This window comes from Bradyrhizobium dasycarpum (assembly GCF_042019905.1).
In the GTDB taxonomy this organism is placed as follows: Bacteria; Pseudomonadota; Alphaproteobacteria; order Rhizobiales; family Xanthobacteraceae; genus Bradyrhizobium; species Bradyrhizobium japonicum_B.
On sequence record NZ_CP169574.1, the window covers coordinates 2,209,813 to 2,236,078 of the forward strand.

Below are 26,266 nucleotides of genomic sequence, written 5' to 3' on the forward strand. Positions count from 1 at the left end.
CACTACCTCTTGCGTCCACGCACCGCGTCAGAGAGCCGTTCCAGCGCGGTGTCCAGCGTCTGGTCCTTCTTGGCGAAGCAGAAACGCACCACCGAGGTCACGGGGTCCTGCTCGTAGAATGCCGAGACCGGGATCGCCGCGACCTTGTAATCCTTCACGATGCGCCAGCAGGAATTCGGTGTCGCTCTCATTGAGCCCGAGCGGTGACAGGTCGACGGTGAGGAAGTAGGTGCCTTGCGACTTCAGCACGGGGAAGCCGAGGCTCTCCAGCCCCCTGGTCAGGCGGTCCCTGCTCCGCGTCAAATCCTTGCGCATCGACAGGAAGTAGTCGTCGGACTTGCCGAGGCCATAGGCGACGGCGGCCTGCAGGTTCGGCGCGGTGGTGAAGGTCAGGAACTGGTGCACCTTGGCGGCGACGCGCAACAGCGGCGGCGCGGCGCAGACGAAGCCGATCTTCCAGCCGGTCAGCGAGAAGATCTTGCCGGCCGAGCCGACCTTGATGGTGCGCTCGCGCATGCCCGGGATGGTGATCAGCGGGATGTGCTTGTGCTCGTCGAAGGTGACGTGCTCCCAGACCTCGTCGCAAATCGCGATGACGTCGAACTCCTGGCAGTAGCGCGCCAGCAGCTTCGAGGTCCTCGCGCGGATAGACCACCGCGGACGGATTCAAGGGGTTGTTGAACAGCACCGCCTTGGTCTTTGAATTGAAGACGCTTTTCAGCATGTCCTCATTCAGCCGCCAGTGCGGCGGCTCCAGCCGCACGAGGCGCGGAATGCCGCCGGCCTGGCGGATGATCGGCAGATAGGAATCATAGACCGGCTGGAAGCACACTACCTCGTCGCCGGGCTGGACCACCGCGAGGATCGCCGAGGTCAGCGCCTCGGTGCCGCCGGAGGTGACCATCACCTCGCTCATCGGATCGAGCTTGAGGCCGTGCCAATGGCCGTAATGGGTCGCGATCGCCTGGCGCAGCTCCGGCAGGCCCATCATCGACGGGTACTGGTTGTAGCCGTTCAGCGAGGCCTCGGCCGCGGCGCGGCGGATGTCCTCGGGGCCGGGATCGTCAGGAAAGCCCTGGCCGAGATTGATCGCGTCGTTGTCGCGGGCGGCCTGCGACATCGCCTCGAAGATGGTGACGGGAAGGTCGGCGAAGACCTTGTTCAGCGAGGAGCTCTTGGACATCGGGTGAGGTCAGCCGCCGGCCTTGCTGGGAAGGCCGGCCGCCTTCCAGCCCAGCATGCCGCCGGCCAGATGCTTGTCGTAAGGCAGGCCCGCCGCCTGCGCCGCAAGCGAGGCCGTCACCGAGCGTTTGCCCGAGCGGCAGGCGAACACGACCTGCTTGCCCTGGGGATCGGGAATCGCCTTGGGATCGAAGGTCGAGAGCGGAACGACGACGCCGTAAGGATAGGCCTCGGCCTGGACCTCATTCGGCTCGCGAACGTCGACCAGCAGATAGCGTCCTTCCGCGACACCTTTGGAGACCTCGTCCGGGGTCAGATCCTGCACCTGGTTTGCCACATCATCCTCCAACATCGCGAGCCGCAGGCCGGGGCGTCCCGGCCGCCGGCAACCTCGCCTCTCGGGAGACGAAAATCAAGCGCTACAAAGGCTTGAGCCGCGCGGCGCAAGTTAAAGCTAAATCGCAGCGACTTGAAGTGCGCGCTTGATTTGCCTGGCTAGATCGCCACCTGGGTGCCGACCTCGACCACGCGGCCGCTCGGGATCTGGAAATAGTCCGTGGCGTCGTTGGCGGAGCGGCTGAGCGAGATGAACAGCCGGTCCTGCCAGCGCGGCATGCCCGAATGGGCGGCGGGCTTCAGCGCCCTTCGCGACAGGAAGAACGAGGTCGACATGATGTCGAACTGCCAGCCGAGCTTGCGGGCGATCGCCAGCGCCTTGGGCACGTTGGGCGATTCCATGAAGCCGAACCTGAGCGTCACCTTGGAGAAGGTCGGCGAGATCTGCTCCAGCCTGACCCGCTCGGACGGATCGATGCGCGGGGTCTGCGCCGTCTCGATGGTGAGAATGACGTTCTTCTCGTGCAGCACCTTGTAGTGCTTCAGGCTGTGCATCAGCGCCGTCGGCGCGCTCAGGGGGTCCGAGGTCAGGAACACGGCGGTGCCCGGCACGCGCTGCGGCGGCCGCTTCTCCAGCATGGCGACGAGCTCGGCGAGCGGGAACTCGAGCTTACGCGACTTCTCGAACAGGAGCCGGCTCCCGCGCCGCCACGTGTACATCACGATGATCATGAGCGCGCCGAGCGCCAGCGGCACCCAGCCGCCTTCGAGCACCTTGAGCAGGTTCGCGCTCAGGAAGGTCAGATCGAGGAGCAGGAACGGGGCGATCAGCGCCGCGGCCGCCAGCGGCTTCCAGCGCCAGCCCTTCCAGACCACGACGAAGCCCATCATCGCCGTGACCACCATGGTCCCGGTGACGGAGATGCCGTAGGCCGACGCCAGCGCGCTCGAGGAACGGAACAGCAGCACCAGCAGCACCACCGCGACCAGCAGCAGCTGGTTGATGCGGGGGATGAAGATCTGGCCGGAATGGGCTTCAGATGTATGGCGAATCTCGAAGCGCGGCAGCAGGCCGAGCTGGATCGCCTGGCGCGTCAGCGAATAGGCGCCGGTGATGACCGCTTGGCTGGCGATGACGGTCGCCATGGTGGCGAGCACGACCATGCAGCCGCGGAAGAAGCCTTGCGGGAACAGCTGGAAGAACGGGCTCACGATCGCGCCGGGGTCGCTGAGCACGAGCGCCCCCTGCCCCAGATAGTTCAGCGCCAGCGAGGGCAGCACGATCGACAGCCAGGCAGTCTGGATCGGCCGTTTGCCGAAATGGCCGAGATCGGCATAGAGCGCCTCCGCGCCGGTGACCGCCAGGAACACGGCGCCCAGAGTCACGAAACCGATGATGCCGTGGTGGAGCATGAAGGACACGGCGTAGAGCGGGTTCAGAGCCAGCAGCACCTGCGGCTGCTGGATGATCGGATGGATTGCCGCCGCCGCGATGACGGCGAACCAGACGCACATGATCGGGCCGAAGAAGGCGGCGACGCGGGCGGTGCCGCGCGACTGCACAGCGAACAGGCAGACCAGGATGACCACCGTCAGCGGTACGATATAGGGCTCGAACCTGAGCGTGACGTCCTTCATGCCCTCGATCGCCGACAGCACCGAGAGCGCCGGCGTGATCACGGCGTCGCCGTAGAACAGCGCGCCGGAGATGATGCCGAGCAGCACGATGGTCGCCCCGCCGGTGCCGACCGCGCGCTGTGCCAGCGCCATCAGCGCCAGCGTGCCGCCCTCGCCATTGTTGTCGGCCCGGAGCAGGATCACGACGTATTTGAGCGTCACCACGACGATCAGCGCCCACAGGATCAGGGAGAGCACGCCAAGCACCGCGGCCGGCGTCGGCAGCCCCTCTGCGCCCGACGCGGCCATCACCGCCTCGCGGAAGGCGTAGAGCGGACTGGTGCCGATATCGCCGTAGACCACCCCGATGCTGCCGAGCGTCAGCGCCCCGAAACCGGCGGTGGTATGGGCATCGCCATGCCCATTGGCCGCCACCGTTTCCGGAGCGGAAATCGCTACATCACTTGTCATGGGAGAGCCTGCGGCCTCTAAAATGCTTCACTGCACAACGGCGGAAGAGCGCGCGGCTTATAGTCCTGCGCTACCGGCATGGCCTAGCCCGATTCCGGGCCTTAGCTATGCAAATTCGCATAGCTGCTGCAGTTTCGTTCTAGATGGTGACCTGGGTTCCGACCTCAACCACGCGACCGGTGGGGATCTGGAAATAGTCGGTGGCATCGTTGGCGGACCGGCTGAGCGCGATGAACAGATGATCCTGCCACAGCGGCATGCCCGACTGCGCGGATGCTTTCAGCGATCGTCGTGACACGAAGAACGACGTCGACATGATGTCGAACTGCCAGCCCTGCTTGCGCGCGATCGCGAGCGCCTTGGGCACGTTCGGCTGCTCCATGAAGCCGAAGCGCAGACGAACCTTGGAGAACTTGTCGCTGATCTTCTCCATGCGGAATCGCTCCGCCAGATCGACCCGCGGCGTGTGCGCGGTCTCGATGGTCAGGATCACGTTGTGCTCGTGCAGCACCTTGTTGTGCTTGAGATTGTGCAGCAGCGCGGTCGGCACGAACGCGGGATCGCTGGTCAGGAACACCGCGGTACCCTTGACGATGTGCGGGGGCCGCTTCCTCGAGGCTGCGGATCAAATCGTCCAACGGCACCTCGATCCGTCGCGTCTTCTGGATCAAAATTCCGGAGCCCTTGCGCCAGGTCCAGATCGTCCCCGCCATGACGATGCCGAACAGCAGCGGCACCCAGGCACCTTCGAGCAACTTGAGCAGGTTGGCGCTGAAGAAGCTGAGATCGACGATGACGAAGGGGACGATCACGGCCGCGGCCGTCGCCGCGCGCCAGTTCCACAGCTTCCAAATCACGACGAAGCCCATGATGCCATCGGCGACCATGGTGGTGGAGACGGCAATACCGTAGGCCGAGGCCAGATTGCTGGGAGTGTGGAACAGCAACACCAGCAGCATCACGCCGATCAGCAGCAGGCGGTTGACGCGCGGCAGATAAATCTGGCCGGCATGGGATTCGGAGGTGTAACGCACCTCGAAACGCGGCAGGAGCCCGAGTTGCACGGCCTGGTGGACCAGCGAATAGGCGCCGGTGATCACCGCCTGGCTCGCGATCACGGTTGCGGCTGTCGCGAGTCCGACCAGCGGCAGCACCAGGCTCTCGGGCACCATACGATAGAAGGAGTGCTCGATCGCGCTGGGATCGGACAGCACCAGCGCACCCTGCCCGAAATAATTGATCAGGAGCGCGGGCAGCACGAAGAACATCCACGCCGACTGGATCGGCTTGCGCCCGAAATGGCCGAGATCGGCATAAAGCGCCTCGCCGCCCGTCACCGCCAGGAACACGGCGCCGAGCGTCACGAGGCCGATAACGCCGTGCGACAGCACGAACTGCACCGCGTAATAGGGATTGATTGCCGCAAGCACGGTGGGGTCGTCGGCGATGTGCACGGCCCCCATCACCGCGATCACGGCAAACCAGACCACCATCACAGGCCCGAAGGCCGATGCGACCAAGGCGGTCCCCTTGCTCTGGACAGCGAACAGCAGCACCAGGATGAGGACGGTGAGCGGCACGACATAGTGCTCGAGCGCGGGGGTCGCGAGCTTGAGGCCCTGCACCGCCGAGAGCACCGAGATCGCCGGCGTGATCATGGAATCGCCGATGAACATGGAGGCGCCCACCACACCGAGCGCCATCAAAACCCAGCTTCGCCGCCCGAGCGCGCGTTGACCGAGCGCCATCAGCGAGAGCGTGCCGCCCTCCCCGTTGTTGTCGGCACGCAGCAGCAGCAGGACGTATTTGGCGGTGACGACGATCAAGAGGGCCCACAGGATCAGCGAGAGCACACCGAGCACGATGACCCGTGACACCGGCTCGCCATGGGCCGCGCCCTTGACCGCCTCGTGAAATGCGTAGAGCGGCGAGGTGCCGATATCGCCGAAGACGACGCCGATGCTCCCGAGCGTAAGGGCCCAAAAACCTGATCTGACCGGCCCTTCCTGGGTCTCGGCCTGTGTGATGCTCGCCGTCATGAGGGTGGAGAACGCTTCTTCCCTGGAATTGATCCGGCGCCTTTTGACGCTTCCGGTGCGCCTGTCAATCGGCACACCACCATAGCAGGCGCCGAGCCGGATGCTGTGACGCCGCAGCCACGCTCGTCACAGCGCGACGACATGCCTCAGGTAACATGGTAGCGCAAAAGAGTCATCCCCGGGCATGATCGCGTCGGAAGCCGACGCTCACCGTGCTCGGTCACGGCCTCAGATTCGGCGGCAGCGGCGGATCCTCGCGCATCAGGGTGATGGTCACGCGTCGGTTGGCTGCGAGCGAAGGATCGTCCGGAAACAGTGGCTGGGTGTCCGCCTTGCCCGAGACGGCGAAGATGTGCGACGGCGGCAGGCCCTCGCGTTCGAGAATCTGACGCACGGCATTGGCGCGGTCGGCCGACAGATCGAAGGCGCCGTAATCGCTGCGGTTCGGCACGAAGCCGGCCGCGGTGTGCCCGGCGATGGAGACGCGGAGCGGCGTGGCCTTGAGCGGAATTGCGAGCTTCTCGACCAGGCGGCGGGTGCGGTCATAGGGCACCTTGGAGCCGTCGGCGAACATTGAGCGGCCGTCCTGGTCGACGATCTCGAGGTTCAGGCCCTGCTTGGTCTCCTCGAACATGATGTGCTTGGACATCTCGGTCAGCTCCGGCATGTCCTGCAACGCCTGGCGCAGCGAGGCCGCCGCCAGCGCGAAATTGCGGTCGACCTTGATCTTTGCGCCGGAAGTCTTCTCGCGGTCTTCCTGATCCGGCGTCGGCGTGTTGGACGCATCTTCCGGCTGGATGTGGTCGACGTTCTTGAGCCGCGGGCGCGTCGGCAGGCCGTCCGATTCGACGATGCCGGAGTAGCGCGCTTCGCTCTGCACGCCGAACGCCTCGCGCATCGAGCCCGCGACGATCTTCAGTTTGTTGGCATCCTGTGTGGAGAACGCGACCAGCATCACGAAGAACGCCAGCAGCAGCGCCATCAGGTCGGCAAAGGTCACGAACCAGCCGTGGCCGCCGCCGTGAGCATTGCCGCGCTTCTTCTTGGCCATCTCTCAAATTCCAGGCAGCGGCCTTGAGGCCGGCACCGGCTCTCCCTCGGTGTTACGATGCTTCTCCGGCAGATAGGCCAGCAGCATTTCCCGCACCAGGGTCGGGCTCTTGGAGTCGCGGATCATCAGGATGCCATCGATGATCAGGGTGCGGTTGGTCTCTTCGTCCAGCAGCTTGCCGTGCAGCTTGTCGGCAATCGGCAAGCAGACCAGGTTGGCGACAACGGCGCCGTACAGGGTCGCCAGCAGCGCGGTGGCCATGAACGGACCGAGCTTGGAAGGATCCGACATGTTGGAGAACATCTGCACCATGCCGAGCAGCGTGCCGATCATGCCGAACGCCGGGGCGCAGTCGCCGACGGCGCGGTAGATCTTGCTGCCTTCGTCGAGGTGCATCAGAAAGTTGTCGCGGTCGCGCTCCAGATTGTCGCGAATGAAATCGAGGTCGTAGCCGTCGGCGACATAGCGGATGCCCTTGGCGAGGAACGGCTCGTCAGTCTCGACCTTTTCCAGTCCGACCGGGCCCTGCTTGCGGGCGATTTCGGCGATGCGGGCGAGTTCGTCGACGAGGTCGTGGGCCGAAAGGCGGCTCAGAGTGAAGGCAAACTTCGCGCCGAGCGGCACGCCGTGGATCATCGCCGACAATGGAAAGCGGATCATCGTTGCGGCGAAGGAGCCGCCGAAGATGACGATCACGGCGTGGATGTCGTAGAACATCCCGAAGCTGCCGCCCATCAAGATCAGCGTCGACACCACCACGGCGCCCGCGGCTAACCCGACGAGTGTTGCGATATCCATTCTCGACTCCAACGCGTACGCGACAACGGCCGTCCTGGCCGCTGGTGCGGCCCAACCCCGAACCGCATCGCAAACCCTAGAGCGCCGCCCTTAAAGCCGCGTAAAGGTTAAGTTGAGCCAGCACGCCGGACCGGTACAGTGCGCTTGGGGGATGCCGGCTTTGCCGCTTGCCGACAGGGATCTCAACACTTCACTAACCATAAAAGCGCCCTCGGCCGATGATGTCCTCGCCCTCCGGGCGGCGGACTCATGAACACGCAGCCGTTGTGGCCGGCGCAGGAGCGTCGAGGGGTCTCCCATGATTTTCTGGCTGGCGTGCGCGATTGGATTGGCCATCGCCTATCTCTTGGGTTCTGTGCCCACCGGCTATCTCGCAGGGAAACTGCTGAGGGGCATCGACATTCGCAAGCACGGCTCCAAATCGACCGGCGCAACGAATGTGCTGCGCATCCTCGGAAAATGGCCCGCGCTGGCTGTGCTTCTGGTTGATGTGCTCAAGGGTGCCGCGGCAATCGTCTTTGCCCGCTGGTTCTTTGGCTGGGTCTTCACGTTTCCATCGGGGTCGCCGCCGGCCGCGCTCGATCTGCAAGACTGGATCGACTGGGCCGTTTGTCTTTCCGGACTTGCCGCGTTGCTGGGACACGCCCTTTCGATTTGGCTGAACTTCACGGGGGGCAAATCCGCGGCGACAGGGCTCGGCGTCCTGCTTGCGATGGCGTGGCCAGTCGGGCTCGGGGCTGCAATCGCTTTTGCTGCCGCCTTGGCTGTCTCGCGCATCGTCTCGCTCGGCTCGATGCTGGCTGCGCTGACGGCGATCGCCCTCGTCTGCGTCCTCGAGCAACCGTTGCCCTATCGATTGCTGGTGCTTGCCGGTGGCATCTACGTGATCGTGCGCCATCGCACCAACATTCAGCGCCTGCTGGCCGGGACCGAGCCGCGGTTCGGGCAATCCAGTCCGGAACCACGGCCGGAAGCCTAAGGAACTGCTCGCTCGCCGTCGAAGCTGAGTTCCCGACGCGAACTGCGGCCCTGCGCCACGGGCGGGCCCCTCAATGATCTGCTATTCTGCAGCCTGCGCAGGCCAAATCGCGGGAGCGATCTGCAATGTTGACGCTATTCGGTGTTCTCACCGCGTTGCCGGCGGTGCTGGCGCTCCATCTGCTCGAGCCGGAGCTGGTCCTGCCGGCGTTCAGCGCCCTGCTCTTTATCGAGGCGGCCTTCGCCCTGCTCGCGGCGCGATTGCTTCACAGCCCCAACAGCGCGGACGACATCACTCTGTGGGATTTCGCCGGCGGCTTCGCCCTGATCGGATGTGCCGCCGCCGTGCTGGGAGAGCCGGATCAAGCTGCCCTGTTCCTGGCCGAACAAGGCAGCTCGCGACCGGCGTCGTCGCCATAGGCTCAGTGGATCTCCGCCGAGCGCTTCAGCGCGGCTTTCAGCTTCTCCAGCGAGAAATCGGGACTGCGGGCGATCTCCAGGATCGGCGTCTCGCGGCGGCCGCAGAGTTCGGCAGCCTCCGGCAGCTTTGCGGCGACGTCGAGCGGGATCACGATGGCGCCGTGCCGGTCGGCATGGATCAAGTCGTCAGACCTCACGGTCATGCCGGCGACGCGAACCTCGCCGCCAAAGCTCTCGGCATGGACCCAGGCGTGCGACGGGCCGATCGATCCGGCCAGCGCCTGGAAGCCCGGCGCCCATTGCGGGATGTCGCGGATCGAGCCGTCGGTGATGACGCCGAGGCAGCCGAGCGCCTTGTGCACGTTGCTCTGCACCTCGCCCCAGAACGCGCCGTAGCCGACGTCGGGACCGTCGATGTCCTGGATCACGGAGATGCGCGGCCCATGGCCGGTGCCGACATATTCGTAATATTCGATGCGGCGCTTCGACTGCTCCTCGGCGGGAAGCGAGGATTTCAGCACCGAGCGGATCGCAACCGTGCGGGCATAGCCGACGATCGGCGGCAAATCGGGGAACGGGCAGACCAGTTGCTTGGTGGTGTAGCCGATCAGCCGGCGCTCGGGCGCCACGATCTCCATGGCATTGCAGATCGTCGGCGTGTCGTAGCGGCCCAGCGCTTCGAGGACGGAAGCGGGCAGCGGCCCGGTCGCTTTATCGGTCACGGCGTTCTCTCCCAGATTGGCGGCTGATTGACGCGATGCCGCCGTCACAGGGCGATATAGCCGAGATCGGGGCTCAACCCAACTCGGGGGGCCTCATGGCAGATATCCGTGTGTCGCTGCTCAGTGCAGCCGTCCGGGCCGGTCGTCGTCCTGCGGCGGCTCCGACAAATTCGTCAGCGTCGGCGCTGAGGGCGGCGAGGAGACCTCGTCTCCCGCAGGCGCAGCAGCCTCCATCGCGCGGGCCTGGTCGCGATAGGATTTGTAGCCGAGCGGCAAAGCGAGAAGATAGAGCACCGTGCCGATCGACAGCACGTGCCAGGGATAGGCGATCAGCAGCGCGATGAAGACGACCACCGCGACGAAGGCCGGCAGCACCAGCTCCGGCGGCACGCGCATGCGCTTGGTCTTGCCGGAGAACACCGGCAGGCGCGACACCATCAGGAAGGCGATCAGAAGCGTGTAGGCCGCCGTCACCGCCGCAGGCATGCGGCCGAGATCGAGGAAGGCGACGTAGATCGGCAGCAGCACGGTGATCGCGCCGGCCGGCGCCGGCACGCCGGTGAAGAAATTGGCGGCGAAGGCCGGCTTGTTGGGATCGTCCATGGTGGCGTTGAAGCGCGCCAGGCGCAGGCCGCCGGAAATCGCGAACACCATGGCGGCGATCCAGCCGGCATTGCCGAGCTCGTGCAGCTGCCAGAAATACAGCATCAGACCGGGCGCGACGCCGAAATTGACGAAATCGGCGAGGCTGTCGAGCTCGGCGCCGAACTTGGACTGGCCCTTGATCATGCGCGCGATGCGCCCGTCGATACCGTCGAGCGCGGCCGCGAACACGATGGCATAGACGGCGAGCGACATCCGCCCTTCGATCGACAGCCGGATCGAGGTCAGGCCGGCGCAGATCGCCAGCAGCGTGATGACGTTGGGCACCAGCATCCGCACCGGAATCGGGCGGAACCGCCGGCGGCGCGTATCGGGATCCTTGAAGTCATAGGGCGTCATGGCTCGTCCTCACCTTGAGGCGAGATATAGCAAGCCGCGCCCCCTCCGCCATTGCGGCGGAAGGCTGGCGTGGACCGACTATTGGTTAATTGGCGCGGTAGGCGCGGCCGGGGTCGTCGACGGCAAGATCGGCCAGGATCGTCTCGCCGGCGATGGCGGTCTGCCCTTCCGAGACCAGCGCCTTCGTGCCCACAGGCAGATAAACGTCGAGCCGCGAGCCGAAGCGGATCAGGCCGAAGCGCTCGCCGGCGCCGATCGCCTGGCCTTCGCGGACGAAGCAGACAATGCGCTTGGCGACGAGGCCTGCGATCTGCACCACGCCGATGCGGGCCGTCGGCGTCGAGATGACCAGCGAGTTGCGCTCGTTGTCCTCGCTGGCCTTGTCGAGCTCGGCATTGATGAAGAGGCCGGGGCGGTAGGCGATGCGGTCCACCCGGCCCGCGACCGGCGCGCGGTTCACGTGGCAATTGAACACGCTCATGAACACCGAGATGCGCGGCAGCGGCCGGTCGCCGAGCCCGAGCTCGGCCGGCGGCAGCGCCATGGTGATCATCGAGACGCGGCCGTCGGCCGGCGACACCACCAGCCCCTCGCGCACCGGCGTCACACGCACGGGATCGCGGAAGAACAGCGCGCACCACACGGTCAGGATCGTGCCGATCCAGCCCAGAGGCGACCACAGCCAGAACAGGATCAGGCTGACCAGCGCAAAGCCGCCGATGAAGGGATAGCCCTCCTTGTGGATCGGCGGGATCTGACGCTGGATCGAATCGAGAATGGACATCGTTATCTGCCGCTCGGGGTTAATGGCGCAGGTCGCGCGGGCCTGTTTAGGCCAGAGTTGGGACCGGAGACAAGGTCACACCGCCGCCGCAGGCGTCGTCAGGGCGTCATCGACCGGGGCGGCTCCCGGTTGGGGGCCTCGGCGGTGTCGCCCATCTGCGCCAGCTTCTCGCGCGCCGCCTCGGCCTCGCGCTGCCTGTTCCACATGCTGGCATAGAGGCCGCCATGGGCGAGCAGCTTGGCGTGGGTGCCCCGCTCGGCGATGCGGCCCTGATCCAGCACGATGATCTCGTCGGCCCCGACGATGGTCGAGAGCCGATGCGCGATCACCAGCGAGGTGCGGTTCTTCGCCACGCGATCGAGCGCGCCCTGGATCTCGTGCTCGGTGTGGGTATCGAGCGCCGAGGTGGCCTCGTCCAGCACCAGGATCGGCGGCGCCTTCAAGACGGTGCGCGCGATCGCGACGCGCTGCTTCTCGCCGCCGGACAGTTTGAGCCCGCGCTCCCCGACCTGGGTCTCGTAGCCCTTCGGCGCCATGCGGATGAAACGGTCGATCTGCGCCAGTTGCGCCGCTTCCTCGACCTCGGCATCGCTGGCGTCCCAGCGACCGTAGCGGATGTTGTAGCGAATGGTGTCGTTGAACAGCACGGTATCCTGCGGCACCATGCCGATCGAGGCGCGGAGCGAATCCTGCGTCACCGCGCGGATGTCCTGGCCGTCGATCAGGATCCTGCCGCCGGAGACGTCATAGAGGCGGAACAGAAGGCGTGAGATGGTCGACTTGCCTGCGCCCGACGGGCCGACGATGGCGACGGTCTTGCCGGCCGGCACCTCGAAGCTGATACCCTTGAGGATCGGACGCGTCGGCTCATAGGCGAAGCGCACGTCCTCGAAGCGCACGGTGCCGGCCGAGACGACCAGCGGCTTGGCATCGGGCGCGTCCTTGATCTCGGCCTCGCGGCCGAGCACGCCGAACATCTTCTCGATGTCGATGATCGCCTGCTTGATCTCGCGATAGACCATGCCCATGAAGTTCAGGGGCTGGTAGAGCTGGATCATCATGGCGTTGACCAGCACGAAATCGCCGACGGTGTTGGTGCCGTTGCGCACGCCGATCGCGCACATCAGCATGGTCGCGGTCAGGCCCAGCGTGAAGATCACCGCCTGGCCGGTGTTGAGCACCGCGAGCGAGGTGTAGGTGCGGACGCTGGCTTCCTCGTAGCGCTCCACCGATTTGTCGTAGCGCTGCGCCTCCAGCGCCTCGGCGCTGAAATATTTCACGGTCTCGTAGTTGAGCAGCGAGTCGATCGCCTTGGTGTTCGCCTCGGTGTCGGAATCGTTCATCTTGCGGCGGATGCCGATCCGCCACTCGGTCGCGATGTAGGTGTAGTACATGTAGAGCGCGACCATGATCAGGGTGGCGACCACGTAGCGCCAGTCGAACTGCCAGAGCAGCACGGCCATCAGCAGCGAGACCTCGACGATGGTCGGGATCAGCTGCAGGATCACCATGCGGACGATGACCTCGATGCCCTCGCGGCCGCGCTCGAGCACGCGGGTCAGGCCGCCGGTCTTGCGCTCGAGGTGGAAGCGCAGCGACAGCTCGTGCATGTGGATGAAGGTGATGGTGGCGAGCTTGCGCACCGCGTGCATGGCGACGCGCGCAAAGATGCCGTCGCGCCATTGCGTCAGCAGCGCCATCAGGATGCGCATCACGCCGTAGCTCACCGTCAGCAACAACGGCGAGGCGATCACCCAGAGCTGCCAATTGTCGGGCTGCACCGGCGCCGAGTTGGCGCCGGTCAGCGCGTCCGTCGCCCATTTGAAGCTGAAGGGGACCGCGAGCGTGATCAGCTTGGCCGCAAGCAGCAGCACCAGCGACCACACCACGCGCATCTTCAGGTCGAAGCGGTCGCCCGGCCAGATATAGGGCCACAGATGCGCCAGCGTGCCCATCAGCGTCCCCTGCTCGGGCGGGCCGCCGGCAGGAACGTCGGCGCCGTCGAACGATTGAGGTTGGTCCATCAAGAAGCCTGAAAGCCCACCGGATGCGGGCGTCGTCGAGATTAACGATTTTCGCCTGTCATATAGAGCCTTCCCGATGCCAGCGCACCCCGTCAAATGGCGAATCTTCGATTGTTTGCCGTCATTTACCGGTAGATTTCCGGGAGTATCGAATCACCGATTGGGCTTGACGCCTCTTCGCTGCAATGCATCATGGCACCAATGAGCACGATCAAAACCGTCTGTGTCTATTGCGGCTCCGGCCCTGGAACCAATCCCAACTTCATCGAAGCGGCGAAGGCGCTCGGCAAGGCGCTGGCGGATAGCAAGATCCGCCTCGTTTATGGCGGCGGCTCGCTCGGGCTGATGGGGGCGGTCGCAACCTCCGTGCTCGATCACGGCGGCACCGTCACCGGCATCATCCCCGACTTCCTGCGGATGCGCGAGAACGCGCTGACGCGCGTGCAGGAGATGGTCGTCACGCCCGACATGCATGAGCGCAAGCGGCTGATGTTCGAGCGCTCCGATGCCTTCGTCGCCCTGCCCGGCGGCCTCGGCACGCCTCGAGGAACTGGTCGAGCAATTGACCTGGCAGCAGCTCGGTCGTCACGCCAAGCCCGTGCTGCTCGCCAATATCGATGGCTTCTGGGAGCCGCTGTTCTCTCTGGTGGCTCACATGCGCCAAACCGAGTTCATCCGCGCCGGTCTCACCGTCGATATCCTGAAGGCCGACAAGGTCGAGGAGATCGTTCCACGATTGCGCGCCGCTGCTGCGCAGATTCCGGACAGCCAGCGCGATCTCGCGCCCGACGTGGCGCGCCGGCTGTAGGCCGCCCGCTACCCTTGCGGAAACGTCACCGCCTCGATGCGGTTGCCGTCGGGATCGACGACGAACGCCGCGTAGTAGCGCACGCGATCGTGCGGGCGGATGCCGGGCGCACCGTCCGAGGCCCCGCCCGCCGCGAGAGCCGCGGCATGAAACGCATCGACCTCGTCCGTCGTCTTGGCCCGCAGGCAGATGTGCACGCCGCTTTCCCGGGCTACAGGCGGCATGCTCTCGCGCAGATTGATCCAGAACTCGGGATAGGCCTTGCCGAAGCCGACCGTCCGCGGCCGGGTGACGAGGCGCGCAAGGCCGAGCGCTGCGAGCGTCGCCTCGTAGAATCTGGCGGCGCGATCGAGATCGCTGACGCCGACGGAAATGTGGTCGATCATTGGTCCCCCGTCATTCCGGGGCACGCGAAGCGTGAATCCGGAATCTCGAGATTCCGGGTTCGGTCCGGCGGACCGCCCCGGAATGACGAGACAGGACTCTACGCCGGCGCGCCCGACTTCACGAGCTTGTAGATCACCGAATCCATCAGCGCCTGGAACGAGGCGTCGATGATGTTCGGGGACACCCCGACCGTGGTCCAGCTGTCGCCGTTCTCGTCCTCGCTCTCGATCAGCACGCGCGTGACCGCGCCGGTGCCGCCGTTGAGGATACGCACCCGGTAGTCGATCAGCCTCAAGCCCTCGATGTATTTCTGGTACTTGCCGAGGTCCTTGCGCATGGCGACGTCGAGCGCGTTGACGGGGCCGTTGCCCTCGGCTGCCGAGATCAGGTGCTCGCCGGCGACGTCGACCTTCACCACCGCGAGCGCCACGGTGACGCGCTCGCCGAGCGCGTTGTAGCGCTGCTCGACATTGACGTCGAATTGCTCGACCTCGAAATAGTGCGGCACCTTGCCGAGCGTGCGACGCGCCAGCAGCTCGAACGACGCGTTGGCGGACTCATAGGCGTAGCCTTGCGCCTCGCGCTCCTTCAGTTCCTCGACGAGGCGCGTCAGCTTCGGATCGCTCTTCTCGTAGGGAATGCCGGCCCGCTCGAGCTCGGCGATGACGTTGGACCGTCCGGCCTGGTCCGAGACCAGCACCTTGCGGTGATTGCCCACCGTCTCCGGCAGCACGTGCTCGTAGGTCTGCGGGTCCTTCAACACCGCCGAGGCATGAATGCCGGTCTTGGTGACGAAGGCGCTCTCGCCGACGTAAGGAGCATGCCGGTTCGGGACGCGGTTGAGCATGTCGTCGAGCGTGCGCGAGACCTTGACGAGGGTCGCCAGCTTCTCCGTCGTCACGCCGATCTCGAAGGAATCGGCAAAACCCTGCTTCAACTTCAGCGTCGGGATCAGCGAGCAGAGATTGGCATTGCCGCAGCGCTCGCCGAGGCCGTTCAGCGTGCCCTGGATCTGCCGCGCGCCGGCCCGCACCGCGGCGAGCGAATTGGCCACCGCCTGCTCGGTGTCGTTATGGGCGTGGATGCCGACGTGATCGCCGGGGATGTGCTTCGTCACCTCGGTGACGATGGCCTCGACCTCGTCAGGCATGGTGCCGCCGTTGGTATCGCACAGCACCACCCAGCGCGCGCCGGCATCGTAGGCGGCTTTCGCGCAGGCCAGCGCGAAAGCGGAATCTTCCTTGTAGCCGTCGAAGAAATGCTCGCAATCGAGCATGACCTCGCGGCCCACGGCCTTCGTGGCTGCGACGCTGTCGCGGATCGAGGCGAGGTTCTCTTCCTTCGTCGTCTCCAGCGCGACGCGCACCTGGTAGGCCGAGGCTTTTGCCACGAAGCAGATCGCATCCGCCTTGGCTTCCAACAAGCCGGCCACGCCGGGATCATTCGAGACCGAGCGCCCGGCCCGTCGCGTCATGCCGAACGCGGTGAAGCGCGCATGATTGAACTTGGGCTTGCTGGCAAAGAACTCGCTGTCGAGCGGATTGGCGCCGGGATAGCCGCCTTCGACATAATCGATGCCGAGGTCGTCGAGCATGGCGGCGATGACCTGCTTGTCGGCCAGCGTGAAGTCGACGCCGTTGGTCTGCGCGCCGTCGCGCAGCGTGGTGTCGAACAGATAGAGGCGCTCTTTCTTGACCGAATTCATCGCGAGCGTCCGTTCTTGTTACCTCCCCCCTTGTGGGGGAGGTCGACGACGCGCAGCATCGTCGGGAGGGGGTGCCACACGGGTGGTCCGAGTGCGGGGCTACCCCCCTCCCCAACCCTCCCCCACAAGGGGAGGGAGCGGAGAGAGGATCGCGTGCGGCCAAGGCGCTCCTTGCTCATGCCTTAGCTCCGAGCGTCTTCTTCATCGTGGTGTTGGCGAGCCATTCGTCGTTGATGGTGACGCTGTTGCGCTGCTGGGCGGTGTAGCCGCGGTTGGCGAAGAAGCCCTGCGCGGTGTCGCTGGCGTCGACGGTGAGGCTTTGCGCGCCGCGGCCGCCGGCAAGCTTCTCCAGCGCGTCGACCAGCATGCTGGCGATGCCGTGCCCGGCGACGGCCGGATGCACATAGAGCATGCGGATGTGGTCGTTGCCGCGCAGCGAGGCAAAACCAACCGGCGATCCTTCGATCGTCGCGATCAGCGTCAGGTCGGCCGCGAGGTGCTTGCCGAACTCTTCACTTTCCGCCACCGCCATCCAGGCCTGCTGCTGCGCCTCGCCATAGTCCTCGCCGGTCAGCTCTTCGATGCTGGCGGCGAAGATCGCGGCGAGCAGCGGCACGTCCTCGGGCAGGAACGGCCTAAGTGCGGGCTTTGGCAAAGTCTGTCCCATCGTCCTCACCACATCCCATACAGCTTGAGCACCAGCGCCACGGCGCCCGCGAGCAGCGCGATCTTCAGCGCGATGTAATAGATCCAGTGCCGCGGGAAAGGCGTGTCGGGCCGCTTCATCGCGCAATCTCCCACGTCGTTCCTTCCTTGGAGTCCTTGATCGCAACGCCCATCGCGGCGAGCACATCACGAATGCGGTCGGATTCCCTAAAGTCCTTGCGGCTACGGGCCGCGGTCCGCTCCGCGATCAGGCGCTCGACCTGCCCGGCATCGACGCCGCTTGCCTGCTGCTTGCGGCCTTCCCACTGCGCAGCGCTCTCGGACAGAAAGCCGAGCAGCCGCAGCGAGCCCGCCAGGGCACTCACGTCTCCGCCGCGCAGACCATGCAGTGCCGCGATCGCCAGCGGCGTGTTGAGATCGTCGAGCAGCGGCTCGACGACGGACGCAGCCGGCTTGCCGGGTTCGACGTCCGCCGCGACGCGATACCAATCGTCGAGCGTCTTGGCGCTCTCCTCCAGCGACTTCATGGTCCAGTCGATCGGCGAACGATAATGCGTCTTGAGCATGTTCAGGCGCAGCACCTCGCCCGGCCAGTCCTTGAGCAGCTCGTGGATTGTGATGAAGTTGCCGAGCGACTTCGACATCTTCTCGCTCTCGACCTGGAGGAAGCCGTTGTGCATCCAATAGTTCGCCATGCGCTCGCGGTGGAAGGCGCAGCAGCTCTGCGCGACCTCGTTCTCGTGATGCGGAAACACGAGATCGATGCCGCCGCCATGAATGTCGAAATGCTCGCCGAGATGCTTCCAGGCCATCGCCGAGCACTCGATGTGCCAGCCCGGACGGCCCTCGGCCTTGATGCCGGCCGGCGAGGCCCATGACGGCTCACCGGGCTTGGACGGCTTCCACAGCACGAAATCGGTCGCATCACGCTTGTAGGGCGCGACATCGACGCGCGCACCTGCGATCATCTCGTCGAGTGACCGCTTCGACAGCGTGCCATAGCGCGGCAGCGAGGAATTGGCCGCGTTCATCGCCTGCGGCGAGAACAGCACATGGTCCTCGGCGACATACGCAAAGCCGCCCTTGACGAGCCGCTCGATGATCTCGCGCATCTCGGCGATATGCTCGGTCGCGCGCGGCTCGACGCTCGGCCGCAAGCAGCCCAGCGCGTCGACATCGGCATGAAACTGCCGGCCCGTCTCCTCCGTCACCTTGCGGATCGCCTCGTTCAGCGGCAGGCCGGGAAAATCGCGCGCGGCGCGGTCGTTGATCTTGTCGTCGACGTCGGTGATGTTGCGGACATACTTGACGTGCGCCTCGCCGAAAGCGTGGCGCAGCAGCCGGAACAGCACGTCGAACACGATCACCGGCCGCGCATTGCCGATATGGGCGAAGTCATAGACGGTCGGCCCGCACACATACATGCGGACGTTGCTGGCATCGAGCGGCACGAAGGCGCGCTTGTCCCGGCTCAGCGTATCGTAGAGGCGCAATTCCATGACAACCCATCCCTTGCGGCCGGGCGTCCAAGGCTCTCAACGTGTTTGAGAAAAAGACGGCTCCAGCCAGCGAATCGCTAGCTCGTAATCTCGCGGCAAATGGCGCAAATGGCGAGGAGACCGTTCATGCGGAACATATGGGCCATCAGGCGCCCCTGCGTCAAGAGAGCCGCGACAGCCGCCGTTTCGTCGCCCGCAAGGCGCGTCCCTTATGAGGGTTCACGATCCCCTAACCATTTGAGCCCATTCTGGAACCGGCAGTTCCCTTTTTGCCCCGGTGCCTTTTCATGCGATTCTTGCCCGCGCTCATTTCCAGCGCCTTCGTCTTCGCCGCAACCAGCGCCTGCGCCGAGACCCGCGTCTTCATCATCGCCAACCAGGCCAGCGGTTACGGCGTCGACCAGTGCCTGGCCAGGGGTGACAAATGCGGCGCCTCCGCCGCGCGCACCTATTGCCAGTCACGAGATTTTGCCCAGGCGTCAGCCTATCGCCGGGTCGATCCCGATGAAATTACCGGCTCCGTCCCCAAATCCGGCACAAATTGCTCCCATGGCCATTGCGACGAATATGTCGCAATCACCTGCCAGCGCTAAATTTGCTCGGAGCTGGCGCAGCTTAGGCCGGTCCTTGGCCCCCTGGAAACGACGTGACGATGCCGCAGGAAGCGGCTATTGGGAGGGCGCGCTTCGGCCCTCCCAGTCAAGTTGGAAAGTCACGTTGGAAAGTCACATTGGGCCGTGACCTCGCTAGAATGGCGGATATGCCTGAATTCCTCTCTCTCTCCCGTGCTCGCTGTCTCCTTGCCTGCACCGTGCTGTTGAGCACGGCCGTGCTCGTCACCGGCGCTTTCGCGCAGGCCGGTCCGCCCGGACCGCCGCCGCAAGCGGGCCAGAACGGCGTCGGGCCGAATCCGATGTGCGTGCGCCTGGAGGGCCAGCTCGCCGCGCTGGACCGCGGCGGCGGTGGCGACCCCGCGCGTGAGGAGCAGGTCCGCCGCTACCAGGATTCCCAGATCCGCCAGCAGGCCGAGCTCGACCGCGTCACCATGCAGGCCAAGCGCATGGGCTGCGATTCCTCCGGCTTCTTCTCGCTGTTCAACGGCCAGTCGGCGCAATGCGGCCCGGTCAACACCCAGATCCAGCAGATGCGCGCCAATCTGGACCAGATCACCGGCAATCTCGAGCGCCTGCGCGGTGGCGGCCCCGGCGGCTTCAGCCCGGAACGCGACGCCCAGCGCCGCTCGGTGCTGGCGGCGCTGGCGCAGAACAATTGCGGCCCGCAATATGCCAATGCCGCGCAGTCGCAAGGCGGCGGCAACTTCCTGAGCAACCTGTTCGGCGGCAGCAACGCCGGCAATCCGCAAGGCGTGCCGCCCTCCGATCTCGGACCGCAATCCGGCACCTTCCGCACCGTGTGCGTGCGCACCTGCGACGGCGCCTATTTCCCGGTCTCGTTTGCCACCGTGCCGGCGCGCTTCCCCGACGATGAGAAGACCTGCAAAGCGCTCTGCCCGGCCGCGGAAGCCGTGCTCTACACCCATCGCAATCCCGGCGAAGACATGAACTCCGCGGTCTCGATCAGCGGCCAGCCCTATACGGCGTTGCCGACCGCGTTCAAGTTCCGCAGCGAATTCAACCCGTCCTGCTCCTGCAAGGCCGCAGGACAGACCTGGGCGGATGCGCTGAAGTCCGCCGACGACAAGGCCGCGGCCGAGCAGCAGGGTGACATCATCGTCACCGAGGAGAGCGCCAAGAAGATGCAGCAGCAGCGGCTCAACAAGGGCACGCCTGCCAACGCCAAGAAGGGTGCCGCCCCCGCGCCGACGACCGCGAATGCACCGGCCGCAGCGCCGCCGGCGGATGCAGCCCCGGCGACCTCGTCGGAGAACAAGCCGATCCGCTCGGTCGGGCCCACCTTCCTGCCGCAACAGCAGAAGTAGCGTAAGGCGCCCGCTCCCATCTCAACGGTCATGCCCCGCGCAGGCGGGGCATCCAGTACTCCCCGGAGGGAATTGTTGTTCGACAACGTCCGCCGCGGAGTACTGGATCATCCGCCTTCGCGGATGATGACAGCAAACTCCTGAGCGCCATCGCCCGCCTCCCACTCACCCCTCGAACGCGTCGATCGAAGCCTTGCTCGCGCGCGACACCAGCGTCTCGTCGATGGCCGGCAGCTTCTCACCCTTGTCGCGAAAGCGGTTGGTGATGGGATAGCGGCGGTCGCGGCCGAAATTCCTGGCCGTGACCTTCACGCCGGGCGCGGCCTGGCGGCGCTTGTATTCGGCGACGTTGAGCAGATGGTCGATGCGGGTGACGATCTCGCGATCGAAGCCGGCGGCAATGATCCGGTCCAGCGGCTCTTCGCGCTCGACCAGGCGCTCCAGGATGGCATCGAGCACGTCATAGGGCGGCAGCAGATCCTGGTCAGTCTGGTTCTCGCGCAGCTCCGCGGTCGGCGGCCGCGTGATGATGTCGGGCGGGATCACCTCGCCGGCAGGTCCGAGCGCGCCGTCGGGCTTCCAGCTGTTGCGCAGGCTTGCCAGCCGGAACACCTGCGTCTTGTAGATATCCTTGATCGGATTGAAGCCGCCGTTCATGTCGCCATAGAGCGTGGCGTAGCCGACCGACATTTCGGACTTGTTGCCTGTCGTCACCACCATCAGGCCGGTCTTGTTGGAGATCGCCATCAGGAGCGTCCCGCGGGTGCGGGCCTGGAGGTTCTCCTCGGTAATGTCTGGCGGCAGATTCTTGAACAGGCCCGAGAGAATGGTCTCGAACCCATTGACGGCTTCCGCGATCGGCAGCACCTCGTAGCGGATGCCGAGATGGCCGGCGAGCTCGCCCGCATCCGCAATCGAGTGTGCCGCCGTGTAGCGATACGGCAGCATCACGCCATGCACCTGATCGACACCGAGCGCGTCGACCGCGATGGCCGCGCACAAAGCTGAATCGATGCCGCCGGAGATGCCGAGCAGCACGCCGGGAAAGCCGTTCTTGCCGACATAGTCGCGCAGGCCCAGCACGCAGGCGGCGTAGTCGGCCTTGTCGCCTTCGGGCAGCGCAGCGACCGGCCCCGCGCAGCGCCAATCCTCGCCGTTGCGGGTGAAACGCAGCGTGACGACGCTGTCCTCGAATGCCGGCAGTTGCGCCGCGAGCGAGAGATCGCCGTTGAGCGCGAAGGAGGCGCCGTCGAACACCAGCTCGTCCTGGCCGCCGACCTGGTTGAGATAGACCAGCGGCAGCCCGCTCTCGGTGACGCGGGCGACCGCGACCGACAGGCGCACGTCGTTCTTGCCGCGGGCGTAAGGCGAGCCGTTCGGAACCAGGATGATCTCGGCGCCGGTCTCGGCCAGCGTCTCGACCACGTTCTCGTAGTCCTCGGACTCCTCCAGCCAGATGTCCTCGCAGATCGGCACACCGATGCGCACCCCGCGCACCGTGATGGGACCGGCCGCAGGGCCGCGCGAAAACAGCCGCTTCTCGTCGAACACGCCGTAATTCGGCAGGTTGCATTTGAAGCGCAGGCTGGCGATGCGGCCGCCGTCGAGCAGCGCGCAGGCATTGTAGAGCTTGCCCTCCTCCACCCAGGGCGTGCCGACCAGCATGGCAGGCCCGCCATCGGCGGTCTCGCGCGCGAGGCTCTCGATCGCGGCGCGGCAGGCGGCCTGGAAGGCCGGCTTCTGCACGAGGTCTTCCGGCGGATAGCCGGCGATGAACAATTCCGGAAACAGCACGAGATCGGCGCCGTCGGCGACCGCTCGCGCGCGCGCCGCCCTTGCCTTGGCGGCATTGCCCGCGATGTCGCCCATGGTCGGATTGAGCTGGGCGAGCGTGACCGCGAATGCGTTGAGACGTTCGGTCATCGGGCGCCCTTATCCGTTCCTCGTTAGACGAAACCCAACCGCTCGACGATGGCGAAGATCCAGAACGCGCCGGCCATCAGCAGCGCCACGCCGACCGCGGCCGAGCCCATGTCCTTGACCCGGCCGATCTGCTTGTCGTGGTCCATGGTCAGGCGGTCGGCGAGCTTCTCGATCGCAGTGTTGAGCAGCTCGACGACCAGCACGAAGGCAACGGCGCAGACCAGCTCGACCGCGCGCATCGCGGTCGCGCCGATCAGCCAGGCGAGCGGCACCGACAGCAGGAGCGCAAAGATCTCCTCGCGGACGGCCTGCTCCGATCCAATCGCAAAGGCCAGACCGTTACGGGAATTGATCGTGGCCTTCCAGATCCGCAGCAAGGTGTTAGAGCCCCGCTGCGACCGGCATCGGCTGGGCCTTGCCGGCGCGCTCCTGCTTGAGCAGCTCTGCGATCAGGAAAGCCATGTCGATGGATTGCTCGGCATTGAGGCGGGGATCGCAGACCGTGTGATAGCGGTCGTTGAGGTCCTCGTCCGTGATCGCGCGGGCGCCGCCGAGGCACTCGGTGACGTCCTGGCCCGTCATCTCCAGATGCACGCCGCCGGCATGGGTGCCTTCGGCGGCATGGATCGCGAAGAACGACTTCACCTCGGACAGGATGCGGTCGAAGGGCCGCGTCTTGTAGCCCGACGTCGAGGTGATGGTGTTGCCGTGCATGGGATCGCAGGACCAGACCACCACCCGGCCCTCGCGCTTCACGGCGCGGATCATGTTCGGCAGGTGCTCACCGATCTTGTCCGAGCCGAAGCGGCCGATCAGGGTCAACCGGCCCGGCTCGTTGTCGGGGTTGAGCACGTCGATCAGCTTCAACAGCTCGTCGGGCTTCAGGGACGGGCCGCACTTCAGCCCGATCGGGTTCTTGATGCCGCGGAAATATTCGACATGGCCGTGGTCGAGCTGGCGGGTGCGGTCGCCGATCCAGATCATGTGGCCCGAGGTCGCGTACCAGTCCCCGGTGGTGGAATCGACGCGGGTCAGGGCCTGCTCGTAGCCGAGCAGCAACGCCTCGTGGCTGGTGTAGAAATCGGTGGCGCGCAGCTCGGGATGGCTCTCGAGATCGAGGCCGCAGGCGCGCATGAAGTTGAGCGCGTCCGAGATGCGGTCGGCCAGCTCCTTGTAGCGGCGGGACTGCGGGGAATCCTTGAGGAAGCCCAGCATCCATTGATGCACGCTGCCGAGATTGGCGAAGCCACCGGTGGCGAAGGCGCGCAGCAAATTGAGCGTCGCGGCCGACTGACGATAGGCCATCAGCTGGCGCTGCGGATCGGGGACGCGCGCTTCCCTGGTGAAGGCGATGTCGTTGACGATGTCGCCGCGATAGCTCGGCAGCTCGACGCCGTTCACCTTCTCCGTCGGCGACGAGCGCGGCTTGGCGAACTGACCGGCGATCCGGCCGACCTTCACCACCGGCACTGCGCCGGCATAGGTCAGGACCACCGCCATCTGCAGCAGCACGCGGAAGAAGTCGCGGATGTTGTTGGCGCCGTGCTCGGCAAAGCTCTCGGCGCAGTCGCCGCCCTGAAGCAGGAAGGCCTCGCCGGCCGCAACGCGCGCCAGCGCCTTCTTCAGGTTGCGCGCCTCGCCCGCGAACACCAGCGGCGGAAAGGTCGCAAGCTGCGCCTCGACGTCGGCCAGGACCTTGGCGTCGGGATAGTCGGGCACCTGTAGCACCGGCTTGCTGCGCCAGGACTCGGGCGTCCACCGCTCGGACATCGCAATCTCTCCGTGAAGCAAAAAAGCACAACCTGATCTAGGGGTTGTGAGGGCCGCCTTATACACAGGCTCGCTCCGCCCCGCCAGTTGTAAATCCGTTTGGCGCCGCAAGCCCTTGCGGCGAAAGCCAAATTCGCATTTGCTGGAAAGCTTGAGGAAACTGGCAAATACCTTCTGGCCATGGGCGCGGCATTGGACGACGTTTTCATCGACGAGATCAGCTTCCCGGCGGCGGACGGGTATGGGCTCACCGGCACCCTGTTCCTGCCGCGGGGTGCCAAGCGCCACGCCGTGCTGATCAACTCGGCGACCGCCGTCCCGCGCAAGATCTATCGCGGCTTTGCTTCCTACCTCGCCCATCGCGGCTGCGCGGTGCTCACTTACGACTATCGCGGCATCGGCGATTCCCGCCCGCCGGCGATGGTCGGCTACAACCAGCCGAAGTCGCTGGTCGGCTTCAAGGCCTCGATGTCGGACTGGGCCGCGCTCGACGTCACCGCCGCGGTGCGCTGGATGCGGGAGCGGTACAATACGCTGCCGCTCGCCTATATCGGCCATTCCTTCGGCGGCCAGGCGCTCGGGCTGATCGAGAACAATGCGGACATCTCTCGCGCGGCCCTGGTGGCCTCGCAGGCCGCGACCTGGCGGCTGATGACCTCACCCGAGAAGTACCGCGTCTTCGCCTTCATGAACCTCATCGGCGTACCGCTCACCCACACGCTCGGCTATGCGCCGGGCTGGGCCGGGATCGGCGAGGATCTGCCGAAGGGGGTCTTCCTGCAATGGGCCGAGTGGGTCTCGAGCCCCCGCTATCTCTTCGATTCCAAGCTGCCGGCGCTGGACAATTTCACCAGGTTTAAGGGCGAGCTGCGCGCGCTGTGCTTCTCCGACGATCCCTGGGCGACGCGGCCCGCGGTCGAACTGCTCACGAGCGGGTTCTCCGCGATCAAGCCGGAGGTGCTGACGGTGAAGCCGTCCGAGGTCGGCGCCAAGACAATAGGCCATTTCGGCTTCTTCCGCCCCGAACACCGCGACACGCTATGGCGCGGCGTCGCGGAATGGGTCCAGGGGGAGTGAGACCGCGTCAGCGAATGATGGTCGTGAGAGACGAGTAACGCCTGTTCGGTTTTGCATCGCCCGGCGCGAATTGCGCGAATGCCTCGCTGACGCGGACCGCCGGCGGCGTGTCGCTCGCAAACCGAAACTCCTTCGGCCGCGGCGCGTAGAAGCTGGCGCGGTAATAGGAATCGTCGAAGCGCGCCTCGCCGACCCCGAACAATGCGTCGCAGACCAGCAGGAGCGCGTAGACTCCCGCGATGGCTGCGACGGTCTCCCTGAGAATTGTCATGCCGATAGCCCTGCCCTTTTGCGGGCAGGATGCAGACCGGTTCCAAAGGCCTGGTTTAAGGCGCCGGGCTTCTTGTCCGCAGGCTTTGCCGCCGCTGAACCGATTGCAGACAATTTTATCGATCCTGCAAAAAAGAGCCCGCCGGATCGGAGGATCAGGCGGGCTCCAGGCTTGGCCGCTCGGGAGGTCTCAGGCGACCAGATTCGTCAGTCGTGGGCTGCTTTCTCGCGATGGCCGCTCTCGCTGAGGCGGTCGACCCAGGCGATGCCGACCGCGGAGACGATGAAGGTCAGTGAATCAGCACCTGCCACATCACCCCGCTCTCGGTGAAATTGCTGCGCGTCGTGCCGAGATTGCCGGCCTCGATGAAGGTCCTGAGCAGCGAGATCGAGGAGATGCCGATGATCGCCATCGCGAGCTTGATCTTGAGCACGCTGGCATTGACGTGACCGAGCCATTCCGGCTCGTCGGGATGGCCGGTGAGGTTCAGCCGTGAAACGAAGGTCTCGTAGCCGCCCACGATCACCATGATCAGCAGGTTCGAGATCATGACCACGTCGATCAGCCCGAGCACGACCAGCATGATCTGCTGCTCGCTGGCGTCGAACGAATGCAGGACCAGGTGCCAAAGCTCCTTCAGGAACAACAGCACATAGACGGCCTGGGCGACGATGAGGCCGACATAGAGCGGCAATTGCAGCCAGCGCGAGCCGAAGATCAGCTTCGGAAGCAGGCCGACCGGCGGCAGTGGCGCGGCCGAAGGTGCTTTGGGTTCAGACGTCATTGATCACTCCGGG

The 26,266-nt window shown here is 65.5% G+C and carries 21 protein-coding genes and 5 pseudogenes; 7 read left to right on the plus strand and 19 right to left on the minus strand.

What is annotated here, in order from left to right; all coding sequences use genetic code 11:
- Positions 1–2 precede the first annotated feature (2 nt).
- The 6 genes and pseudogenes from ACETMP_RS10950 to ACETMP_RS10975 form a co-directional block, all read right to left on the minus strand.
- Positions 3–1,183, minus strand: a pseudogene (locus ACETMP_RS10950) (aminotransferase).
- 9 nt (positions 1,184–1,192) lie between these two features.
- On the minus strand, positions 1,193–1,519 hold the full coding sequence (locus ACETMP_RS10955) for a rhodanese-like domain-containing protein (RefSeq protein ID WP_028135683.1): 327 nt from the start codon (positions 1,517–1,519) through the stop codon (positions 1,193–1,195).
- A 158-nt stretch (positions 1,520–1,677) separates the two neighbouring features.
- On the minus strand, positions 1,678–3,606 hold the full coding sequence (locus ACETMP_RS10960; RefSeq protein ID WP_375160947.1) for a potassium transporter Kup: 1,929 nt from the start codon (positions 3,604–3,606) through the stop codon (positions 1,678–1,680).
- Positions 3,607–3,745: 139 nt separating this feature from the next.
- Positions 3,746–5,645, minus strand: a pseudogene (locus ACETMP_RS10965) (potassium transporter Kup).
- A gap of 220 nt (positions 5,646–5,865) precedes the next feature.
- Entirely contained in the window at positions 5,866–6,696 is an 831-nt protein-coding gene (locus tag ACETMP_RS10970) for a flagellar motor protein MotB (protein ID WP_375160948.1), read from the minus strand.
- Between the two features lie 3 nt (positions 6,697–6,699).
- Positions 6,700–7,494, minus strand: coding sequence for a motility protein A (locus tag ACETMP_RS10975; RefSeq protein WP_375160949.1), 795 nt, complete (start codon positions 7,492–7,494; stop codon positions 6,700–6,702).
- Between the two features lie 298 nt (positions 7,495–7,792).
- Here ACETMP_RS10975 and plsY point away from each other — a divergent pair, with 298 nt between their 5' ends.
- Positions 7,793–8,473 (plus strand): glycerol-3-phosphate 1-O-acyltransferase PlsY, encoded by a 681-nt coding sequence (gene plsY, locus ACETMP_RS10980; protein WP_375160950.1) that lies wholly within the window; start codon positions 7,793–7,795, stop codon positions 8,471–8,473.
- Between the two features lie 125 nt (positions 8,474–8,598).
- Complete coding sequence (locus tag ACETMP_RS10985) at positions 8,599–8,892, plus strand: hypothetical protein (protein ID WP_375160951.1); 294 nt, start codon at positions 8,599–8,601, stop codon at positions 8,890–8,892.
- Positions 8,893–8,894: 2 nt separating this feature from the next.
- Here ACETMP_RS10985 and ACETMP_RS10990 read toward each other — a convergent pair whose 3' ends face one another.
- The 4 genes and pseudogenes from ACETMP_RS10990 to ACETMP_RS11005 all read right to left on the minus strand — a co-directional run bounded on the left by ACETMP_RS10990 (position 8,895) and on the right by ACETMP_RS11005 (position 13,424).
- Positions 8,895–9,614 (minus strand): RraA family protein, encoded by a 720-nt coding sequence (locus ACETMP_RS10990; RefSeq protein ID WP_257177773.1) that lies wholly within the window; start codon positions 9,612–9,614, stop codon positions 8,895–8,897.
- A gap of 120 nt (positions 9,615–9,734) precedes the next feature.
- Positions 9,735–10,616 carry a CDP-alcohol phosphatidyltransferase family protein gene (locus ACETMP_RS10995; protein ID WP_375160952.1) on the minus strand — a complete coding sequence of 294 codons (882 nt, stop codon included), beginning with the start codon at positions 10,614–10,616 and terminating at the stop codon, positions 9,735–9,737.
- An 85-nt stretch (positions 10,617–10,701) separates the two neighbouring features.
- Entirely contained in the window at positions 10,702–11,406 is a 705-nt protein-coding gene (locus ACETMP_RS11000) for a phosphatidylserine decarboxylase (RefSeq protein ID WP_375161885.1), read from the minus strand.
- 69 nt (positions 11,407–11,475) lie between these two features.
- Positions 11,476–13,424 (minus strand): annotated as a pseudogene (locus tag ACETMP_RS11005) (ABCB family ABC transporter ATP-binding protein/permease).
- Positions 13,425–13,625: 201 nt separating this feature from the next.
- Between ACETMP_RS11005 and ACETMP_RS11010 the strand changes: the two are divergent.
- A pseudogene (locus ACETMP_RS11010) lies at positions 13,626–14,232 on the plus strand (TIGR00730 family Rossman fold protein).
- Positions 14,233–14,240: 8 nt separating this feature from the next.
- Here ACETMP_RS11010 and ACETMP_RS11015 read toward each other — a convergent pair.
- The 4 genes from ACETMP_RS11015 to cysS all read right to left on the minus strand — a co-directional run bounded on the left by ACETMP_RS11015 (position 14,241) and on the right by cysS (position 18,489).
- Complete coding sequence (locus ACETMP_RS11015) at positions 14,241–14,618, minus strand: VOC family protein (RefSeq protein ID WP_375160953.1); 378 nt, start codon at positions 14,616–14,618, stop codon at positions 14,241–14,243.
- A 98-nt stretch (positions 14,619–14,716) separates the two neighbouring features.
- Positions 14,717–16,324, minus strand: a complete 1,608-nt coding sequence (gene cimA, locus ACETMP_RS11020; RefSeq protein ID WP_375160954.1) for a citramalate synthase — start codon at positions 16,322–16,324, stop codon at positions 14,717–14,719.
- Between the two features lie 175 nt (positions 16,325–16,499).
- A complete protein-coding gene (locus ACETMP_RS11025) occupies positions 16,500–16,991 on the minus strand; it encodes a GNAT family N-acetyltransferase (RefSeq protein ID WP_375160955.1) in 492 nt (163 codons plus the stop codon).
- A 115-nt stretch (positions 16,992–17,106) separates the two neighbouring features.
- Positions 17,107–18,489, minus strand: coding sequence for a cysteine--tRNA ligase (gene cysS, locus ACETMP_RS11030; RefSeq protein WP_375160956.1), 1,383 nt, complete (start codon positions 18,487–18,489; stop codon positions 17,107–17,109).
- A 41-nt stretch (positions 18,490–18,530) separates the two neighbouring features.
- Here cysS and ACETMP_RS11035 point away from each other — a divergent pair, with 41 nt between their 5' ends.
- The 3 genes from ACETMP_RS11035 (at position 18,531) to ACETMP_RS11045 (ending at position 20,428) form a co-directional block, all read left to right on the plus strand.
- Positions 18,531–18,704 carry a hypothetical protein gene (locus tag ACETMP_RS11035; protein ID WP_375160957.1) on the plus strand — a complete coding sequence of 58 codons (174 nt, stop codon included), beginning with the start codon at positions 18,531–18,533 and terminating at the stop codon, positions 18,702–18,704.
- Between the two features lie 72 nt (positions 18,705–18,776).
- Positions 18,777–19,082, plus strand: coding sequence for a hypothetical protein (locus tag ACETMP_RS11040; protein ID WP_375160958.1), 306 nt, complete (start codon positions 18,777–18,779; stop codon positions 19,080–19,082).
- Positions 19,083–19,240: 158 nt separating this feature from the next.
- Positions 19,241–20,428, plus strand: coding sequence for a DUF2865 domain-containing protein (locus ACETMP_RS11045; RefSeq protein WP_375160959.1), 1,188 nt, complete (start codon positions 19,241–19,243; stop codon positions 20,426–20,428).
- Between the two features lie 165 nt (positions 20,429–20,593).
- Here the strand turns inward: ACETMP_RS11045 and ACETMP_RS11050 are convergent, their stop codons facing one another.
- Genes ACETMP_RS11050 through ACETMP_RS11060 form a run of 3 tightly spaced genes read right to left on the minus strand, consistent with a single transcriptional unit; the run spans position 20,594 to position 24,121 of the window.
- Positions 20,594–22,351 carry an NAD+ synthase gene (locus ACETMP_RS11050; protein WP_375160960.1) on the minus strand — a complete coding sequence of 586 codons (1,758 nt, stop codon included), beginning with the start codon at positions 22,349–22,351 and terminating at the stop codon, positions 20,594–20,596.
- Between the two features lie 23 nt (positions 22,352–22,374).
- Positions 22,375–22,728: a diacylglycerol kinase gene (locus tag ACETMP_RS11055; protein WP_375160961.1), complete on the minus strand. Its 354-nt coding sequence runs from the start codon at positions 22,726–22,728 to the stop codon at positions 22,375–22,377.
- A 4-nt stretch (positions 22,729–22,732) separates the two neighbouring features.
- On the minus strand, positions 22,733–24,121 hold the full coding sequence (locus ACETMP_RS11060) for a class II 3-deoxy-7-phosphoheptulonate synthase (RefSeq protein WP_375160962.1): 1,389 nt from the start codon (positions 24,119–24,121) through the stop codon (positions 22,733–22,735).
- Between the two features lie 180 nt (positions 24,122–24,301).
- On the opposite strand from ACETMP_RS11060, the gene ACETMP_RS11065 reads away from it, so the two are divergent.
- Positions 24,302–25,198 carry an alpha/beta fold hydrolase gene (locus ACETMP_RS11065; protein ID WP_375160963.1) on the plus strand — a complete coding sequence of 299 codons (897 nt, stop codon included), beginning with the start codon at positions 24,302–24,304 and terminating at the stop codon, positions 25,196–25,198.
- A gap of 7 nt (positions 25,199–25,205) precedes the next feature.
- On the opposite strand, the gene ACETMP_RS11070 is transcribed toward ACETMP_RS11065, so the two are convergent.
- Positions 25,206–25,469 carry a hypothetical protein gene (locus tag ACETMP_RS11070; protein WP_375160964.1) on the minus strand — a complete coding sequence of 88 codons (264 nt, stop codon included), beginning with the start codon at positions 25,467–25,469 and terminating at the stop codon, positions 25,206–25,208.
- A gap of 206 nt (positions 25,470–25,675) precedes the next feature.
- A pseudogene (locus tag ACETMP_RS11075) lies at positions 25,676–26,253 on the minus strand (TIGR00645 family protein).
- Positions 26,254–26,266 lie beyond the last annotated feature (13 nt).

What these genes read in the sequence shown, in the direction of transcription:
- ACETMP_RS10975 (WP_375160949.1), bottom strand. Translation starts at nt 7,494, where the DNA reads ATGGATATCGCAACACTCGTCGGGTTAGCCGCGGGCGCCGTGGTGGTG.
- cimA (WP_375160954.1), bottom strand. Translation starts at nt 16,324, where the DNA reads ATGAATTCGGTCAAGAAAGAGCGCCTCTATCTGTTCGACACCACGCTG.
- ACETMP_RS11045 (WP_375160959.1), top strand. Translation starts at nt 19,241, where the DNA reads ATGGCGGATATGCCTGAATTCCTCTCTCTCTCCCGTGCTCGCTGTCTC.
- plsY (WP_375160950.1), top strand. Translation starts at nt 7,793, where the DNA reads ATGATTTTCTGGCTGGCGTGCGCGATTGGATTGGCCATCGCCTATCTC.
- ACETMP_RS11070 (WP_375160964.1), bottom strand. Translation starts at nt 25,469, where the DNA reads ATGACAATTCTCAGGGAGACCGTCGCAGCCATCGCGGGAGTCTACGCG.
- ACETMP_RS10970 (WP_375160948.1), bottom strand. Translation starts at nt 6,696, where the DNA reads ATGGCCAAGAAGAAGCGCGGCAATGCTCACGGCGGCGGCCACGGCTGG.
- ACETMP_RS11060 (WP_375160962.1), bottom strand. Translation starts at nt 24,121, where the DNA reads ATGTCCGAGCGGTGGACGCCCGAGTCCTGGCGCAGCAAGCCGGTGCTA.
- ACETMP_RS11025 (WP_375160955.1), bottom strand. Translation starts at nt 16,991, where the DNA reads ATGGGACAGACTTTGCCAAAGCCCGCACTTAGGCCGTTCCTGCCCGAG.
- ACETMP_RS11050 (WP_375160960.1), bottom strand. Translation starts at nt 22,351, where the DNA reads ATGACCGAACGTCTCAACGCATTCGCGGTCACGCTCGCCCAGCTCAAT.
- ACETMP_RS10960 (WP_375160947.1), bottom strand. Translation starts at nt 3,606, where the DNA reads ATGACAAGTGATGTAGCGATTTCCGCTCCGGAAACGGTGGCGGCCAAT.
- ACETMP_RS11065 (WP_375160963.1), top strand. Translation starts at nt 24,302, where the DNA reads ATGGGCGCGGCATTGGACGACGTTTTCATCGACGAGATCAGCTTCCCG.
- ACETMP_RS10985 (WP_375160951.1), top strand. Translation starts at nt 8,599, where the DNA reads ATGTTGACGCTATTCGGTGTTCTCACCGCGTTGCCGGCGGTGCTGGCG.
- ACETMP_RS11040 (WP_375160958.1), top strand. Translation starts at nt 18,777, where the DNA reads ATGCGATTCTTGCCCGCGCTCATTTCCAGCGCCTTCGTCTTCGCCGCA.
- ACETMP_RS11015 (WP_375160953.1), bottom strand. Translation starts at nt 14,618, where the DNA reads ATGATCGACCACATTTCCGTCGGCGTCAGCGATCTCGATCGCGCCGCC.
- ACETMP_RS10995 (WP_375160952.1), bottom strand. Translation starts at nt 10,616, where the DNA reads ATGACGCCCTATGACTTCAAGGATCCCGATACGCGCCGCCGGCGGTTC.
- cysS (WP_375160956.1), bottom strand. Translation starts at nt 18,489, where the DNA reads ATGGAATTGCGCCTCTACGATACGCTGAGCCGGGACAAGCGCGCCTTC.